Consider the following 17,126-nt stretch of genomic DNA (forward strand, 5'->3'; position numbering starts at 1 on the left):
TCATGGGTGGGGAAGACCGCCGGTTCCGGTGCTCCAGCTCCTCGTTTCGACGTATCTTTGCGATTCCAGACGCTTCCGTCTGATCACAAAACGCTTTGGCACAGAAAGGTTCGCCATGCCTGAACGGGCATTGTTGACATCGATGTTCGAGGCAGCAGTGGCTGCGGCGACACCTTCTGCCTGCATGCCGGCCTTCCTGCCGCGGCCGCCGCAGGGGCGGACCATCGTGGTCGGGGCCGGCAAGGCCGCCGCCGCCATGGCCAAGGCGCTGGAAGAGTCATGGCCCGGCCCACTCGAGGGCCTGGTAGTGACGCGCTACGGCCATGCCGTGCCGTGTCAGCGTATCGCGGTGATCGAAGCCGCCCATCCCGTACCGGACCTCAACGGTGTCAGGGCGGCGGCACGCATGCTCGCCCTGGTGGAAGGGGCTGGCGAGGACGATCTCGTGATCGCGCTGATCTCCGGCGGCGGCTCGGCCCTGCTCAGCCTGCCGGCGGAAGGATTGCTGCTTTCCGACAAGCAGGCGATCAACAAGGCGTTGCTCAAATCGGGCGCGCCGATCGACGAGATGAACTGCGTGCGCAAGCATCTGTCCGCCATCAAGGGCGGGCGGCTGGCCGCCGCCGCCTTCCCGGCACGTGTCGTCAGCCTGGTGATCTCGGACGTGCCGGGCGACGATCTCGCCGCCATCGCCTCCGGCCCCACCGTGGCCGATCCCACCACCTTTGCCGACGCCAGGGCCATCCTTGCCCGCTACGGCATCGATGGGCCAGCACCGGTGATCGCTCATCTCGAAGCGGCCCAGGAGGAGACACTCAAGCCCGGCGATCGGCGCCTCGCCCGCGGCGAGATCCATCTGATCGCCTCGCCGCAGCAATCGCTGCTGGCAGCGGCCGCGGTTGCCCGCAAGGCCGGCATCACCCCGATCATCCTGGGTGATTCCCTGGAGGGGGAAGCTCGTGACGTCGGCATCGTCATGGCCGGTATCGCCCGCCAGGTCGCCCAGCACGGCCAGCCCGCAGCCGCACCCTGCGTGCTGATCTCCGGTGGCGAGACCACGGTTACCGTGCGCGGCAAGGGCCGGGGCGGGCGCAATGTCGAATATCTGCTCTCGCTTGCCGTCAAGCTCGGCGGACAACGCGGCATCCATGCCCTGGCCGGTGATACCGACGGTGTCGACGGCGCCGAGGAAGTGGCCGGTGCGATGATCGATCCGACAAGTCTTGCACGCGCACGCGCCGCCGGGCTTGATCCGATCGCCAGCCTCGACAACAACGATGCCCATACCCTGTTTCAGGCTCTTGGCGACCAGATCGTCACCGGTCCGACCTTGACCAACGTCAATGATTTCAGGGCTGTGCTGATACTGCCCGAAGGAATGAAGCTGTGATGAGATTAGCCCTCGCAACATCAGCCATCCCCAGTGGTGTCCGTGCCATGGCCCGGCTCGATGAGTTGGCAATCTGCTCCGCCGACGAGGGAGCTCTGACCCGGCTCTATCTCACGCCTGAGCATGCCGCGGCCATCGCGCTGGTGAAGGGCTGGATGGAAGAGGCCGGCATGTCGACGGAGCTCGATGCGGCCGCGACGCTGATCGGCCACTATCCCGGCGCCACGCCCGATGCGCCCGTGCTCATCCTGGGTTCCCACATCGATACCGTGCGCAATGCGGGGCGCTATGACGGCAATCTGGGCGTGATCGTCGCCATCGAGGCGGTGGCGGCGCTGCATCGCGCCGGCGAGAAGCTGCCCTTCGCCATCGACGTCGTCGCCTTCGGCGACGAGGAGGGGGTGCGCTTCCCGGTGACGCTGACGGGATCGCGCTCGCTCGCCGGCACCTTTCTATCAGGCAATCTCGACGCCACCGACAAGGCCGGCACCAGTCTACGCCAGGCCCTGATCGATTTCGGCTGCGATCCCGACGCCGTGTCCCGCCTCGGCCGCGATCCCCGCCGCACGCTGGGCTATGTCGAGGTCCATATCGAACAGGGGCCGGTGCTGGAGGCGGAGGATCTGCCCGTCGGCGTCGTCACCGCCATCAACGGCGCCAGCCGCTTCAAGGTCGAACTCACCGGCAAGGCCGGCCATGCCGGCACTGTGCCGATGGGGCTGCGCCTCGATGCCGGCGCGGCCGCGGCCGAGATGATCCTGGCGACCGAATTGATCACCACCACCTCGGGTGATCTCGTTGCCACGGTCGGCGCCTGCGAATTCCGCCCCGGCGCGGTCAACGTCATCCCCGGCAGTGCGCATTTTTCGGTCGATATCCGCAGCCCCGACGACAACATCCGCAACGCCGCCGTCACCGAGCTGACGGCCCGGTTCGAGGCGATCGCGGCCCGTCGCGGCGTCGCCTTCGCCATCCAGAAGACCTATGACGAGCCCGCGGCCCGTTGTGATGACGGCCTGATCGAGACCTTCGAGGCGGCGGTGGCCGCGACCGGCCTCAAGCCCCTGCGGCTATCGAGCGGCGCTGGCCATGACGGCCTCGCCATGATCAGCCTGTGCCCGATCGCCATGCTGTTCCTGCGCTGCAAAGGTGGTGTCAGCCACAACCCGGCCGAAGCCATCTTCACCGAGGACGTCGGCGCTGCCCTGGAGGTGCTGATCGACTTCCTCAAGCGCCTGCCCGCCTCCTAACTCTTTATCCTCCCCTGGAGGGGGAGGGTCGACGCGCAGCGTCGGGGTGGGGTGACTTCTTCACAAGAAACCGACCTTCCACTGATGAAGACCTGCGTATTTTCACCCCACCCCGGCCTTTCAGGCCGCCCCCCCTCCAGGGGAGGGCAAAGCAACCGAACCTTCGAGGCCGATCTGGGATTGGCCCATCCACCCCATCTGAACGAGACCATAATGAGCATCAAGGACACTATCCGCACCTATCTGGAAAGCGAGCGTGAGCGGCAGACCGAATTCCTCGCCGAACTCGTGCGCACCCCGTCCGACAATCCGGCCGGTGATTGCGCCGCCCATGCCGAGAAGGCCGCGCGCCTGCTCGAGGGCCTCGGTTTCACCGTCGAGCGCCATGTCGTGCCCGAGGCGCTGGTGCGCCAGCACGGCATGATCTCGGCCACCAATCTGATCGTGCGCAAGCGCTTCGGGGACGGGCCCGTCATCGCCCTCAACGCCCATGGCGACGTGGTGCCGCCCGGCGAGGGCTGGACGCGCGACCCCTATGGCGCCGAGATCGTCGATGGCTGGATGGTCGGCCGCGGCGTCGCCGTGTCGAAGTCCGACTTCGCCACCTATGCCTTCGCCCTGCTCGCTCTGGAAAAGGTCGGCCGCGAGCTCAAGGGCACCATCGAACTCCATCTCACCTATGACGAGGAAGCCGGCGGCGAGATCGGTCCCGGCTGGCTGCTGTCGGAAGGCCTGACCAAGCCGGATCTGGCGCTCGGGGCCGGCTTCTCCTACGCCGTCGTCAACGCCCATAATGGCTGCCTGCATCTCGAAGTCGAGGTGAACGGGCGCTCGGCCCACGCCGCCAAGCCCTGGACAGGCGTGGACGCGCTCGAAGCCGCCACCAATATCCTCGGCGCCCTCTATACGTGGCGCGCCTCGCTGGCCCAGCGTGTTTCGGCGGTGCCAGGCATCGGCGCCCCGCAGCTCACCATCGGCCTCATCCATGGCGGCATCAACACCAATGTCGTGCCCGACCGGGTGACCTTCCGCCTCGACCGGCGCATGGTGCCGGAAGAAAAGGGCGGGGACGTCGAGGCTGAATTGCGCAAGGTGATCGAAGGCGCGGCCCAGGCGAGCCCTGCCGCACGCGTCGAGGTCCGCCGCATCCTGCTGGCCGAGCCGCTGACGCCGCTGCCGGGCTCAGAACAGCTCTCCGAAGCGCTGACCCGCGAGGCAAGCCGCGTGATGGGTGTGCCTGTCACCACCAATGGCGTGCCGCTCTATACCGATGCCCGCCACTATGCCGCCAAGGGCATTCCGATCGTGCTCTACGGTGCAGGTCCCCGCACCATCGAGGAGGCCAACGCCCACCGCGCCGATGAGCGGCTCTATTTGCCCGACCTCTACAAGGCGACCGAGGTCGTGGCCGCTGCGCTGGCAGATCTGCTCTCCTGATTCAGCGCAGGCGAGGGAAAGGTCACCGTGCCCGCACGCCTGCCTTCACTCGTTGGACCCGATTTGCCGAAGGGCCTTCCCCGCAAGGGGGAGGCCCTTTGTTTAGAGAGGCCCTTTTCGAGCGCCGGCGATCCCTGTCTCGACCGGCCGTCGCGCCCGGCCGTGCCCGTCGCTTCTGCCGGCGGGGCCGGGACGGGTGGCATCGTTTCGGACTGCACATCGGTGTTTGCACACGGTCGCCAAACGGACGGATGGGGAGGGTGGGCAATGCGATATCCGCCGAGCGCTGGCGCGACGGTGGCGCGATCTCGTTGCATGCGGAGACCGTTCGATGCAGCGTCGCCGGGACGCTGTGATCGGTTGTTCTGGTCGCGATGCCTGCATGCGGCAGCACGCAGCCGAGGCAGGACGTCGTCTCCCTTCTTGTTGAGTCCGGCAATTTTATCGCGCGCGATACCATCGCTCGGCAAGGAGAGATGGCAGGCCACTTGCAATGTCGGGCGTGATGCTTGTTCGCCCTGGCGTCAATGGCCCGCCTCCTCACGCAACAGCGGAGCGGCATGCCGACAGGACCTGCCTGGCCCGTCACGCAAAAAAGGCCCCGCGAACGGGGCCTTGCACGATGGTTCTGGGAAGGGAGGAGGGATTGGTGCCGGCCCGGCCTCAGCGGCCGGCGAGCTGAACGGCTGGCTTGGCTTGCGCCGCGGCCTTCTCACGCCTGAGCACCCAGTCGCGCACCACACGGCGTTCTTCCGGGGTCATCTCGGTGACGTTGTTCGGCGGCATCGCATGCGTCATCACCGACTGCACGAACACTTCATGCTCGTTGCGGGCGATATTGGTGGGCGAATCCAGGAGCACGCCCTTGGGCGGCATGTTGATGCCCTGATAGACCGGCGTCTCGGCATGGCACATGGAGCAGCGGCTGGTGATGATGTCGTGCACCGCCACCGGAACGGTGGCGGCGAGGGCGGTTTCGGTTGCCGCCGGCGCCTCGATGGCGCCGAGGTCGAAGGCATCGCGGAAGGCCGGAGAGCGGAAGGCGCTGATCCAGATGGCGCCGAAGATCAGGATGGCCGCAAGCGCCCAGGTCCACCACTTGTCGCCGCGGCCGGCATGGCGTTCGTTGTAGAACACCCGGATCAGCGCGCCGGCGACCAGGATCAGGCCGACAACCAGGAAGGCGAAGGGACTGGAATAGGTCAGCGGATAGTGGTTGGACAGCATCAGGAACAGCACGGGCAGCGTCAGATAGTTGTTGTGTGCGGAGCGCTGCTTGGCTGCCTTGCCGAGCGCCGGGTCGGGCACCTGCCCGGCCTTGAGCGCGGCGATCACCTTGTGCTGGTTGGGGATGATGATGAAGAACACATTGGCCGACATCATCGTCGCCATCAGCGCGCCAGTGTGGATGAAGGCGCCGCGGGCCGAGAACATCTGCTGGAAGAACCAGGCCATGAACACCACGAAGACCAGGCCGATGCCGGCCAGCAGCGTCTCGTTCTTGCCGATCGGGGATTTGCACAGGAAGTCATAGACCAGCCAGCCGGCGGCCAGACCGCCAATGCCGACCACCAGGGCCACGGCCGGCGACAGCACCCGGACGCTGGGATCGATCAGGAGCAGGCTCGACTGGGCGTAATAGACCCACAGCAACAGGCAAAAGCCGGTCAACCAGGTCGAATAGGACTGCCATTTGTGCCAGGTGAGGTGCTCGGGCAGGAAGTCCGGCGCCACCAGATATTTCTGCACCTGATAGAAGCCGCCGCCATGGACTTCCCAGGCTTCGCCGCCCTGCCCCGCGGGGATCTTCGGGGTGGGACGCATGCTCGCGTCCAGATGCATGAAGTAGAACGAGGAGCCGATCCAGGCGATCCCGGTGATGACATGTGCCCAACGCAACATCAGACTGCCCCATTCGTACAGGGTCATCAGCATTGGTTATTTCCTCCCATTTCCGTCGTAGTCCGCAAAGCCGTCCTTTACTACGGGCTTACGGGCTGCATGATTGTTCCCCACAGTCACGGCAACAAATGCCGCCCTGTGGAGCTGACAGGCAAGAATCTCGCCAGTTTGATGACCTTCGACCCTCATTCAGATCGTCGAATGGGTTCGAAGGTGGATAGTCGATCCAGGCCAAAGATATTGGCCGCAAGCAGAACGAGGTGAAGCATGATCAAGCAGAAGCGAGGTTTTGGCCGGCGCTCCGGGTGTGCCGGTCAACCGATGACAATTGCTCCCGGTCACCTTCGTTTCATCCTGTCGAAGCTGGTCGAAACCACAGCCGACGATCTGCCTTACGGAACCGCCCGCCATGCTTGAAAATTTCCGTTCCTTCGCCCGTGCCGTCGAAGCCGGCAGCTTCTCCGAAGCCGGCCGACGCATGCGCGTTTCCGCCAATGTGATCAGCCAGCGCATCCAGGCGCTGGAAAACCACCTCGGCTGCCGGCTGTTCAATCGCACCACCCGCAATATGGGCCTGACCGAGCAAGGCCGGATCTTCTACGACCACGTCATCGACGCCCTGCACACCATCGAAATGGCCGAGGCCAATATTGGCGAGCTCGGTGCCATGCCGCTCGGTTCGATCCGGGTCGCCGCGCCGCTCGGCCTCGGCCGGCGCCTTGTCGGCCCGACCGCAGCGGCCTATCGCGATGCCCACCCGCAGATCGACGTGCAGTTGCGCCTGTCCGAGCGCCGCCTCGACATCATCGCCGAATCTTGCGACCTCGCGCTGCAATTCGTCACTTATGCGGACAGCTCGATGATCATGCGCAAGATCGCCGACGCCGAGCGTGTTCTGTGTGCCTCCCCCGCCTATATCGAACGCACCGGCATGCCGATGACGCCAGCCGATCTGGCGCGCCACCAATGCCTGCTGCTGCGCTTTCCCGGTTCGCGCGAGTTCCGCTGGTCTCTCAGCCAGGACGGGGATGAGATCAGCGTTCCGATCAAGGGCTCGCTCGATGCCGATGACGGCGATGTGCTCACCGCCTGGGCGCTCGACGGGCGCGGCATCGTGCTCAAGCCGGTCTACGAAATTGCCGATGCGCTTGCCCAAGGTCGTCTTGTTCCCGTTCTGACCGCCAATCCGCCACCGCCTGCCACGCTGGCCGTGCTCTATCCGACGCGAAATCTCGTACCGCTCAAGGTGAAGGCTTTTGCCGACCTGTTGGTCGAGCGGGGCCGACGCTATCTCGCGACCGAACTCGCCCGACTGGGTCCCCTGCCGTCAGGCCTGTCATCCTTGCAGGAGAATGAAGCCTGACACGCTCCATCAAGCCTGAGGATGGCCTGCAGCAGAAGAGTATTCTTTACCGAAACATCTTCACAAAATATTTGGAAATGCCGGGCCGCAAATTCGTTATCGTCTGGGGTGCGCCTTTAATGGCCGTGCCAGATTTCCGGAAGCAAAAACATTTCACGATCCGGGTGGATCGCAAGGGCGCGCTCCAAGCCGCTCAGGGACAGGATTGGGTGAGGACGATATGGGAAGGCTCTCCACGCATGTGCTCGACGTCAGCCGGGGCAAGCCCGCGCAGGGCGTGACCATCGAACTCCAGCGTCTGGATGCATCGGGCGGGCGCGTCACCGTGACCACGACGACGACGAACCAGGACGGCCGCACCGATCAGCCCCTGATGGTGGGCGATGCCTTTGTGCCCGGCGTCTATGAACTGGTTTTCCATATCGGCGCTTATTTTCGTGGTCTCAGTGCCATCGGTGCCGGCGAATTTCTCGATGTCGTGCCCCTGCGCGTAACGCTGGCCGACAAGGACGGACACTATCACGTGCCGCTGGTCTGCTCGCCCTTCAGCTATTCCACCTATCGGGGTTCGTGAGCGATGAGCGAGACGTCACAAGCGCCCTATGATCGCGATCTCATCGGCTATGCCGGCAAGCCGCCGCAGGCGGCCTGGCCCGGCAAGGCGCGGGTCTGCCTGCAATTCGTGGTGAATTACGAGGAAGGCGGCGAGAACTGCATCCTGCATGGCGATGCGGCCTCGGAAGCCTTCCTGTCCGAGATCGTCGGCGCCCAGCCTTGGCAGGGCCAGCGCCACATGAACATGGAATCCATCTACGAATACGGCTCGCGCGTTGGTTTCTGGCGCCTGCACCGGATGTTTACCGAGCGCCGGATCCCTGTCACCGTCTTCGGTATCGCCACCGCCATGCAGCGCAATCCCGGGGCCGTGGCCGCCATGGCCGAGGCCGGCTGGGAAATCGCCAGCCATGGCCTGAAATGGATCGATTATCGCGACTACACCAAGGAAGGCGAGCGCGAGCATATCGAGGAAGCCATCCGCATCCATGCCGAACTCACCGGCTCCAGGCCGCTCGGCTTCTATCAGGGCCGCACCTCGGCCCGGACGCTGGAACTGACCATGGAGGAAGGTGGCTTCCTTTACTCGGCCGATTCCTATGCCGACGAACTGCCCTATTGGGTCGAGGGGCCCCGCGGTCCCCAACTGATCGTGCCTTATACGCTCGATGCCAATGACATGCGCTTCGCCACGCCCCAGGGCTTCAACAGCGGCGATCAGTTCTTCGCCTATCTCAAGGACAGCTTCGACACGCTCTATGCCGAAGGCGGCGAGCAGCCGGCGATGATGTCGATCGGCCTGCATTGCCGCCTGGTCGGCCGGCCCGGCCGCGCCGCCGCGCTCGCCCGCTTCCTCGATTATGCCCGCGGCCATGCCGATGTCTGGTTCGCCACCCGCCTCGACATCGCACGCCATTGGATCCGCCAGCACCCGCCGGAAGGCGGCTATGTGCCGACACGCATCAACCGGGCTCTGTTCGTCGAGCGTTTCGGCGGCGTGTTCGAGCACTCGCCCTGGGTGGCTGAGGGCGTCTATGACAAGGGGCTGACGCCGGCCGAGGACACGGCCGAAGGCCTGCATGCGGCCATGACGAAGGTGCTGAACGCAGCTTCCGACGAGGCCAAGCTCGCCTTGATCATGGCGCATCCCGATCTGGCCGGAAAACTCGCCCAGGCCAAGATGCTGACCGCCGAATCCTCCGCCGAACAGGCCTCTGCCGGCCTCGACCGCCTCACGCCGGAGGAACTCAAGCGGTTCACCGAGCTCAACGACGCCTACAAGGCCCGGTTCGGCTTCCTGTTCATCATGGCGATCAAGGGCCGCTCGAAGGCTGAGATCATCGCCGCCTTCGAGCGGCGCCTGCAGCATGACCGGGCCCAGGAATTCGCGGAGGCCCTCAAGCAGATCGGCGAGATCGCCCGCCTCAGGCTGAAGGACATGCTGCCCGGCTGAGCGGCGGCAAGGGGAAGGGGCGGCGCCACCGTGAGCGGTGAGCCATGGTCACCGCACTTCCTTCAACCTCGCTTCGCGAGACAGCTTCAGGCTTCCAGGAAGCGGCCGATATTGTTGAGGGGGCCGACCCCGTCGCAGATGATCTTGAGGATGGCGAGCATCGGAACCGCCAGGATGGCGCCCGGCGCGCCCCACAGCCAGAACCAGAAGATCAAGGCGAGAATGATCAGCACCGGGTTAAGCGTGAAGCGCCTGGCCAGCAGCATCGGCGTGACGATCTCGCCCTCGATCAGATGGATCACCAGATAGAGCCCGGCCGGCAGGAAGGCCGCCAGCATCGTGTCGAACTGCAGCAGGCCGGCAAAGGCGAACAGGGCGACCCCGAAGAAGGGCCCTATGATCGGCACGAAATTGAGGGCGAAGGCGACGACTCCCCACAGGATCGGATCGCCGAGCCCGGTGGCCCACATGGTCAGGCCGGTGGCCAGCCCCACCAATCCGTTCATCACGGTGATCGTGGCCAGATAGATCGAGATGTTTTCCTCGATCTGCTGCGACAGCGTGACGACCTGCCGCTTGTCGCTGAAGCGGGGCAGGATTTCGACCATCCTGCGCAGGAAGGTGTCCCCCGATACCAGCAGGAAGTACAGGATCAGGATCGTTTCGAAGAAACCGCTGGCGAAATGCTGCGTGCCCCGGAAGGCCGCACCGAGAATGTCGACATTGGCGCCCCCACCGGCGCCGATCTGCTGCATGAAGCTCTGGAAGGTCTGGATCGGTCGACTGAGGACGGACAGGCGCTCCTGCAGTCGCGGCAGGGCTTCCGGCAGGCGGGTTGCCCATTCGGTGGCCGGCCCCGCGACGGCGGCCCCCAGCCCTACGAACAGGCCGAAGAAGACGAAGATCATCAGGAGGGCCGCGATGCTGCGCGGCAGGCGGAGCCGCTCGAGCTGGCGCATGACTGGTTGAAACAGCAGTTTCAGCACGAAAGCAAGCACCAGCGGCAGGATGATGTCGGCAGCGACATAGGCGATCGCCAGGCTCGCCAGGACCAGCAGGCAGGCCTGGATGATGGTTCGGGGATCAAGAGGAAGGCGTGCCTCCTCCAGTTCGCCTTTGATGTCCGTCTGGGCGGTGGGTGTGTTCACTGGAATAGGTGTTGTCTGATCTTGCATGCAAGGCCCTGCTGGTGGTCCGAGGCTGCCGCATCGAGGCATTGGAATGCCCGAGCCCGATCTGCAGCGTAACGTCCAACGTGGTTGGCGGCATCAGAGTTCCGGTCGATCCGGATGTGTGATGCCGCAATAGCACGCAGGACCATCGCGGAACCATCCATGACACGGATGGTTAGCATCCGTGAATGCTTCGGCAATCATCGACGAAAGGATGTTCCGTGCGTGGTTCCACTGTCGTGGCTGGTACAGCTTTGGCGATTGCACTCGCCTGTGGGGGTACGGCTTCCGCCGCCTCCAGTGTCCGGCTCGGCGTCTTGCGCTGCAATGTCGCCGGCGGGCTCGGGTTGATCGTGACGTCCTCCAAGGAAATGAGCTGCGTCTTCAAATCCAATCGGGGCTATTCGGAACGTTATTACGGCACGATCCGAAAATTCGGCCTCGACATCGGCCGCACCCAGCGTGGCGTGTTGGTCTGGGGCGTGTTCGCACCCGGTCAGGGCCGCATGCATGGTGCGCTTGCCGGCAATTATGGCGGTGTCGGTGCATCGGCGACGCTCGGGGTCGGCGGCGGGGCCAATGCGCTCGTCGGTGGATCGGGGCGTTCGATCACCCTGCAGCCATTTTCGGCCCAAGCCCAGACCGGCATTGGCCTGGCCGCGGGCGTTGCCGCGCTCGATCTGCGGGCTTTCCGCTGAAGTCGACCGAAGAGCGCCAGGGCCGTCACGAATCCAGCGTCGCGACGGCCGCGGCGCTTTCCCAGACCTTGTGCGTTTCATGTGAAACCGGGTCTGCGACGACGCCCCGAGGGGCGGGGCGGTCTCATAGTCTGGTGTCAAAACGCAAAACTAGGTATTCTGGTATTTAAAATTGAATATATGCGACAATAATATCAGAACAATATCACTCGGTTTTAAAGTAAGGACATTGCGTACTTTCATGTACATGCGGTTGCGAAAAAATATCTTAAACGAAAGAGGTCTTATCCAAATAGCATTGCCTGTCTGCCGTTTCGCGATGGGGTGCAAATGCTTGCATCTGCCCATGTTGCAGTGCAATGTGTAACGGTGATGCGTTGCATCTCCCGCTGCTCGATGCGCGGGTGGCTCGCAGGACGACCGAACGGGAGACGACGGTATGACCCAGTTCTTCGGCACGAGGGTGCGTGAGGGACATCCCCATCCGCGCGGCGCGATCTGGGACGGGGCCGGTACCAATTTTGCGCTGTTTTCGGCGCATGCCAGCAAGGTCGAGGTCTGCCTGTTCGACTCGAGCGGCGAGCAGGAACTCGAACGCATCGAACTGCCTGAGTTCACCGACGAGATCTGGCATGGGTATCTGCCCGATGTCAGCCCCGGCACGCTCTATGGCTATCGTGTGCACGGCCCTTACGAGCCGAAGGCCGGTCACCGCTTCAATCCCAACAAGCTCCTGCTCGATCCCTATGCACGCGCCCATGTCGGCGCGCTGAAATGGGATCCTGCGCTGTTCGGCTATACGCTCGGCGAGGGCGATCTCAGCTTCGACACGCGCGACAGCGCCCCCTTCATGCCACGCTGCATGGTGGTCGATGCGCGCTTCGACTGGCCGGGCAATCGCTCGCTTGTGCCCTGGGACCAGACCATCATCTACGAGACCCATGTAAAGGGGTTCACCAAGCGCCATCCCGGGATCGCGCCGGCCTTGCAGGGCACTTATGCGGGCCTCGCCTCGATCCAGTCCCTCGAGCATATCCGCTCGCTTGGCGTCACCACGGTCGAACTCCTGCCGGTGCATACCTTCGTCGACGACGACCAGTTGCTCCAGCGCGGCCTCAGGAACTACTGGGGCTATAATTCCATCGGCTTCTTCGCACCCGATCCGCGCTATGCCGCCGATCCCCCGGGCGTGCTGGCCGAATTCAAGCAAATGGTGGCGCGCTGCCACGATGCAGGCCTCGAGGTCATCCTCGACGTCGTCTACAACCACACGGCGGAGGGCAACGAACTCGGCCCGACCCTGTCGTTCAAGGGCATCGACAACGCCTCCTATTATCGGCTGATGCCCAACGAGCCGCGCTACTACATCAACGACACCGGCACCGGAAACACCCTCAATGTCAGCCATCCGCGCGTGATCCAGATGGTGACGGACAGCCTGCGCTACTGGGTGAACGAGATGCATGTCGACGGCTTCCGCTTCGACCTCGGTACCGTGCTGGCCCGCGATGTCGACGGCTTCAATCCCGACAGCGGCTTCCTCAAGGCGGTCAGCCAGGATCCCGTGCTGGAGAACGTCAAGCTGATCGCCGAGCCCTGGGACGTCGGGCTCGGTGGCTATCAGGTCGGCGGCTTCACACCCGGCTGGGCCGAGTGGAACGACGTCTATCGCGATACCGTGCGTGACTTCTGGCGGGGCGAGGCCCGGCCTGCAGCCCTGGCGCCCCGCCTGTGCGGCTCACCGGACAAGTTCGACCATCGTGGCCGCAAGTCTTGGGCCTCCGTCAACTTCGTCACCGCCCATGACGGTTTCACGCTGCGCGACCTGGTTTCCTATAATGACCGCCATAACGAAGCCAATGGCGAGGACAATCGGGACGGCAGCTCCAACAACCGCTCCTGGAATTGCGGCGCCGAAGGGCCGAGCGACGACATAGCCGTCAAGGATCTGCGCGAACGCCAGATGCGCAATTTCCTGGCGCTGCTGCTGCTCTCGCAGGGGACGCCGATGATCGTGGCCGGCGACGAGTTCGGGCGCAGCCAGCAGGGCAACAACAATGCCTATTGCCAGGACAACGAGATCAGCTGGCTTGATTGGCAGGCAGCGCAAGAGGGCAAGGCGCTCACCGATTTCGTCCGCAGGCTGACGGTTCTCCGGCGCAAATATCCGATCCTGCGGCGATCGCGTTTCTTGATCGGCGAGCGCATCAACGAGGCGATCGACGTGCGCGAGGCGACCTGGATCCATCACAGCGGCGAGGAAATGACGAGGGCGCGCTGGGACGATGCCGACGAACCCTCCTGCTTCGGCCTGTTGCTGGACGGCCGGGCCCAGGCCAGCGGCATCCGCAAGCGTGGAGCGGACGCCACACTGCTCGTCCTGCTCAATGCCCATCACGAGACGCTGAACTTCACCTTGCCGCCCTGCTATGACGGTTCGGCGTGGAAACGCCTGATCGCCACCGATGATCCGGATCTACCTGAAACGAACATCGCCGTCGGCCAGGCCTATGCGCTCGCCAGTCGTTCCCTGGTTCTGTTCGAGCGGGTCGATTGAACCGGCCCTGTTTTCCCCGTCGGATAGGCTATAGTGCCGTGAGTGCCCGAAGCGCCCATTTCAGCAGCTAGTGATTCTCCGTTCCGGAAGCGGTTTTCCGGCAGCAATCCCGATTTGAGTTCGAGATCCGAAGCATGGCCGACCACGACAAGAGAACCATTCTCGTCGTCGAAGACGAGGCAGTCATTCAGTTGCTCGTCGTCGATATCCTGAACGATCTCGGCTTCGCCACGCTCGAGGCCAAGGATGCCGATTCGGCCATTTCCCTTCTGAAGAGTGCTGATAGCATCGATCTGCTGATTACGGATATCGGGCTGCCGGGCATGAATGGCTGGGATCTGGCTCGACTGGCACGCCAGGCCACGCCGGCCCTGAAGGTGCTCTTCCTCACCGGTTACGAGGCTGCCGAGCGCCAGGATCTCGAAATGGATGAAGGGCAGGACGTCATCGTCAAGCCCTTCGAGACCGGTGAATTCGAGGCCAAGGTCCGGTCGATGCTGCCCGCAGGTTGAGCCGGAACAAAGGCGAGCTTCGGGCGTTCGTTCCCCAGAGCAGCATATTGAAGCGACGACGCGGCCTTGTTCCAACCCGTTGTTTCAACACGCCTTTGCGATGCCAACCCATCGCAGGACGTCCTGACGGAGCCTGAGGGGACAAGAGTCGTGAAACAGCAAGCCTTCGCCGAACCGGCAATGCACAACGCACCGGAACACCGTGCCGGCCCACGCAAGCCGGCGCATGGCAGCCCCGGTGCCGCACCAGGACGTGACGATATCGCTAGCTCCCCTCCGGTAACAGTGGTGCTGGTCGACGATGACAAGGATGTCAGGCTGATCACGGCCGATCTGCTCGAAGATGCCGGCTTCAGGGTTTTGCAGGCGGCGCGCGCCGAGGCGGCGCTCGACATCCTGGCCTCGAACGGGGATGCCCGGGTACTGATCACCGATGTCCGCATGCCCGGGCCGATGAGTGGCTATGACCTCGCCTTGAAGGCCAGGGAGCGCTGGCCCACGCTGGAAATCATGTTCGTCTCCGGCTTTGGCTTGCCGGAGCGCCGCCGGCTCTATTTCGACTGCCTTCTCGTCAGCAAACCCTTCAATCCCGACGACTTCGTCAACAAGGTGCGCGGTCTGGCGGATCGGGCAGGCTGAACCGCCTGCTCAGGCCATGTCGGGCAGGGCTCGCAGTCTCGGCACGCGGGAAAGCAGGATCACCAGGAGCTGCACCAGGAAGCCGATAGCCGCCGCACCCAGGCAGGCCGCCGCGCCGGCGTGAGAGGCGATGAAGGCGCCCGCCGCCGCTCCGACTGGCCTCGCGCCGAAGGTTGCGGTCATGACCAGCGCCGAGACGCGTCCGAGCATGGCGTTGGGCGTAACCGCCTGCCTGAGGGTGGTGGTGGTGATCGTCCACAGGATCGGTCCGGCACCGAACAGGAAATAGCTGAATCCGGCTATGATCGGGGAGGGGAACCATACGGTCCCCAGCATGAGGAGCGCGGCGCAGAAGCCGCCAAGCGGCCCGAGCACGATCATGGTGCCGAACGAGACGCGCCGCGCCAGCATCGGTGCGGCGCTGGCACCGGCAATCATGCCTGCGCCGTAGATGCCGAGGGTGATGCCGACTTCAAAGGCCGTCATTCCGAGGACTTGCACGGCATAGGCGACATAGATGGCCTGGATGCAGAACCAGCCGATGTTGAAGAAGACGGCGGTGAGGAGGATGGGCCTGAGCAGGTCGTGGCTGGTGACGAAGACGGCGCCCTCCTTCAAATCGTGCAGGAGCCTGCGGCCGGTATGAGCCGCCATGTCTTCCTTCGGCAGGCCGGCAAGTAGGACCACCGCCCAGATCGAGAGGATGGTGGAGAGGACATAGGCGACCGGTGCGCCGATCCAGCCGACGAGGGCGCCGCCCAGGGCCGGGCCGCCGGCATAGGCGGCACTGCGCGCCAATTCCAGCCAGCGATTGGCGTCGGCAAGCTGGGCGCGTGGCACCAGCGTAGGGATCAGAGCCGGCGCAGCCACGCTATAGCACACGGTGCCGATGGCACCGGCGCAGCCGAGCAAGGCCAGCAAGAGCAGATTCATCTGGCCGAGGCCGAGCAGCAGGATGGTGAGCGCGAGGGAGAGCGCCCGCAGCGCTTCCGATGCCGCCATCAGTCCTCGCCGCGAAGCGCGATCGGCGACCAGACCGGCCGGGATGGAGAGCAGGAGAAAAGGCAGGGTCTGTGCGGTCTGCAGCCAGCCCGTCTCGGCGGGGCCGGCGGCAAACAGGATCACGGCCGCCAGGGGAGCGGCGGCGAGGGCGATCTGTTCGGAGAGCTGGGCAAGAAGATTCGACCAGCCGATGCGCCGGAAGGCCGGCGGCAGGCGGTCGGGGTGGAGCGTCCTCATGACAATCCTCGGCAAGAAAGGGCTGCCGGGACAAAAGCCGATGGCGCGAGTGCCAGCCACCCGTTTCCTGTGCCTGCCGTGGAGACGGAGCTTATCGGGCTCTCAGGACGAGATTCGCTTGGACGGCACGCATCAGTGCTGTCGTGGTCTTCAGGCTGGGCGCAGACTGGCCCGCTTGTCGAAGAACAGCGCCTGGCTGATGGTGGCCTTCACGATTTCAGGCCGGAAGGGTTTGGTGATCAGGAAGGCCGGTTCAGGCTGCTGGCCGGTCAGCAGCCTTTCAGGATAGGCGGTGATGAAGATCACCGGCAGTTCCACGCTCGCCAAAATCTCGTTCACGGCCTTCAGGCCGGAACTGCCGTCGGCGAGCTGGATGTCGGCGAGGATCAGGCCTGGCGGATGCTCCCTCACCCGGGCGAGCGCCTGGGCATGGGTGCGTGCGATGCCGACGACACGATGTCCGAGTTCCTCCACGATCGATTGCAGATCGAGCGCAATGATCGGCTCGTCTTCGATGATCAGGATCTCGGTGGCAATCTGGCGGGCGACGTCCTCGGTGGCCTCGGCCACCAGGGCGATGACTTCCTTTTCGTCGATACGCATGATGGTGGCGGCCTCTTCCGAGGCAAAGCCTTCCATCGTGGTCAGCAAGAACGCCTGGCGCGAGCGCGGTGCCAGGCGCTCAAGGCGCTGTTCCGGCGAGATGCCCTCGACCTGCTTGGCCGGCTCCATGTTCAGGGACAGGGAGGACCACAATCTCAGGAACACCTGATAGAGCGCGATGCGCGGCGGCAGGGCGCGCGGAAAGGACGCTGGGTCGGCAACCAAGGCCTCCAGCGTCTCGACCACATAGGCGTCGCCGCTGGCCTGGCTGCCGCTCAGAGCCCGGGAAAAACGCCTCAGATAAGGCAGTTGCGGCGCGATCTCGGCTGCGATCGACATTGTGTTTGCTCTAACTC

General features: G+C 64.3%; 16 protein-coding genes. 12 read left to right on the forward strand and 4 right to left on the reverse strand.

The features are described from left to right. Positions 1-115 precede the first annotated feature (115 nt). The 3 genes from ACZYTC_RS19955 (at position 116) to ACZYTC_RS19965 (ending at position 4,077) form a co-directional block, all read left to right on the forward strand. On the forward strand, positions 116-1,390 hold the full coding sequence (locus tag ACZYTC_RS19955; protein WP_488990382.1) for a glycerate kinase type-2 family protein: 1,275 nt from the start codon (positions 116-118) through the stop codon (positions 1,388-1,390). Then, positions 1,390-2,640: an allantoate amidohydrolase gene (locus ACZYTC_RS19960; protein ID WP_434958767.1), complete on the forward strand. Its 1,251-nt coding sequence runs from the start codon at positions 1,390-1,392 to the stop codon at positions 2,638-2,640. The genes ACZYTC_RS19955 and ACZYTC_RS19960 overlap by 1 nt, the downstream gene beginning before the upstream one ends. 213 nt (positions 2,641-2,853) lie before the next feature. Next, positions 2,854-4,077, forward strand: coding sequence for a M20/M25/M40 family metallo-hydrolase (locus tag ACZYTC_RS19965; protein WP_488990383.1), 1,224 nt, complete (start codon positions 2,854-2,856; stop codon positions 4,075-4,077). A gap of 663 nt (positions 4,078-4,740) precedes the next feature. Here the strand turns inward: ACZYTC_RS19965 and ACZYTC_RS19970 are convergent. Further along, positions 4,741-6,012 (reverse strand): urate hydroxylase PuuD, encoded by a 1,272-nt coding sequence (locus tag ACZYTC_RS19970; RefSeq protein ID WP_488990384.1) that lies wholly within the window; start codon positions 6,010-6,012, stop codon positions 4,741-4,743. A 234-nt stretch (positions 6,013-6,246) separates the two neighbouring features. On the opposite strand from ACZYTC_RS19970, the gene ACZYTC_RS19975 reads away from it, so the two are divergent. The 4 genes from ACZYTC_RS19975 (at position 6,247) to puuE (ending at position 9,350) form a co-directional block, all read left to right on the forward strand. Beyond that, positions 6,247-6,396: a hypothetical protein gene (locus ACZYTC_RS19975; protein ID WP_488990385.1), complete on the forward strand. Its 150-nt coding sequence runs from the start codon at positions 6,247-6,249 to the stop codon at positions 6,394-6,396. Further along, positions 6,389-7,342, forward strand: coding sequence for a LysR family transcriptional regulator (locus tag ACZYTC_RS19980; RefSeq protein WP_454811385.1), 954 nt, complete (start codon positions 6,389-6,391; stop codon positions 7,340-7,342). Before ACZYTC_RS19975 ends, ACZYTC_RS19980 begins: the two co-directional genes overlap by 8 nt. 220 nt (positions 7,343-7,562) lie before the next feature. Continuing rightward, entirely contained in the window at positions 7,563-7,916 is a 354-nt protein-coding gene (uraH, locus tag ACZYTC_RS19985; protein WP_434958762.1) for a hydroxyisourate hydrolase, read from the forward strand. Positions 7,917-7,919: 3 nt separating this feature from the next. Beyond that, entirely contained in the window at positions 7,920-9,350 is a 1,431-nt protein-coding gene (gene puuE / locus ACZYTC_RS19990) for an allantoinase PuuE (protein WP_434958761.1), read from the forward strand. 86 nt (positions 9,351-9,436) lie between these two features. On the opposite strand, the gene ACZYTC_RS19995 is transcribed toward puuE, so the two are convergent. Beyond that, positions 9,437-10,498, reverse strand: a complete 1,062-nt coding sequence (locus ACZYTC_RS19995) for an AI-2E family transporter (protein WP_434958760.1) — start codon at positions 10,496-10,498, stop codon at positions 9,437-9,439. A gap of 11 nt (positions 10,499-10,509) precedes the next feature. Between ACZYTC_RS19995 and ACZYTC_RS20000 the strand changes: the two genes are divergently transcribed. From ACZYTC_RS20000 to ACZYTC_RS20020, 5 genes are all read left to right on the forward strand, one after another. Further along, on the forward strand, positions 10,510-10,647 hold the full coding sequence (locus ACZYTC_RS20000) for a hypothetical protein (protein WP_441770864.1): 138 nt from the start codon (positions 10,510-10,512) through the stop codon (positions 10,645-10,647). A gap of 96 nt (positions 10,648-10,743) precedes the next feature. Further along, the gene (locus ACZYTC_RS20005; RefSeq protein ID WP_488990386.1) at positions 10,744-11,220 is read left to right on the forward strand and encodes a DUF992 domain-containing protein; all 477 of its coding nucleotides are present in this window, start codon (positions 10,744-10,746) and stop codon (positions 11,218-11,220) included. A gap of 439 nt (positions 11,221-11,659) precedes the next feature. Then, positions 11,660-13,777 (forward strand): glycogen debranching protein GlgX, encoded by a 2,118-nt coding sequence (gene glgX / locus ACZYTC_RS20010; RefSeq protein ID WP_488990387.1) that lies wholly within the window; start codon positions 11,660-11,662, stop codon positions 13,775-13,777. Positions 13,778-13,911: 134 nt separating this feature from the next. Beyond that, complete coding sequence (locus ACZYTC_RS20015; RefSeq protein WP_434958756.1) at positions 13,912-14,289, forward strand: response regulator; 378 nt, start codon at positions 13,912-13,914, stop codon at positions 14,287-14,289. Positions 14,290-14,439: 150 nt separating this feature from the next. Further along, complete coding sequence (locus ACZYTC_RS20020; protein WP_434958755.1) at positions 14,440-14,928, forward strand: response regulator; 489 nt, start codon at positions 14,440-14,442, stop codon at positions 14,926-14,928. Positions 14,929-14,937: 9 nt separating this feature from the next. Here ACZYTC_RS20020 and ACZYTC_RS20025 read toward each other — a convergent pair whose 3' ends face one another. Continuing rightward, a complete protein-coding gene (locus ACZYTC_RS20025) occupies positions 14,938-16,167 on the reverse strand; it encodes an MFS transporter (protein WP_488990388.1) in 1,230 nt (409 codons plus the stop codon). A gap of 150 nt (positions 16,168-16,317) precedes the next feature. Then, entirely contained in the window at positions 16,318-17,109 is a 792-nt protein-coding gene (locus ACZYTC_RS20030) for a response regulator (RefSeq protein ID WP_434958753.1), read from the reverse strand. Positions 17,110-17,126: the final 17 nt, after the last annotated feature.

It is taken from the genome of Labrys sp. F242 (genome assembly GCF_057813875.1).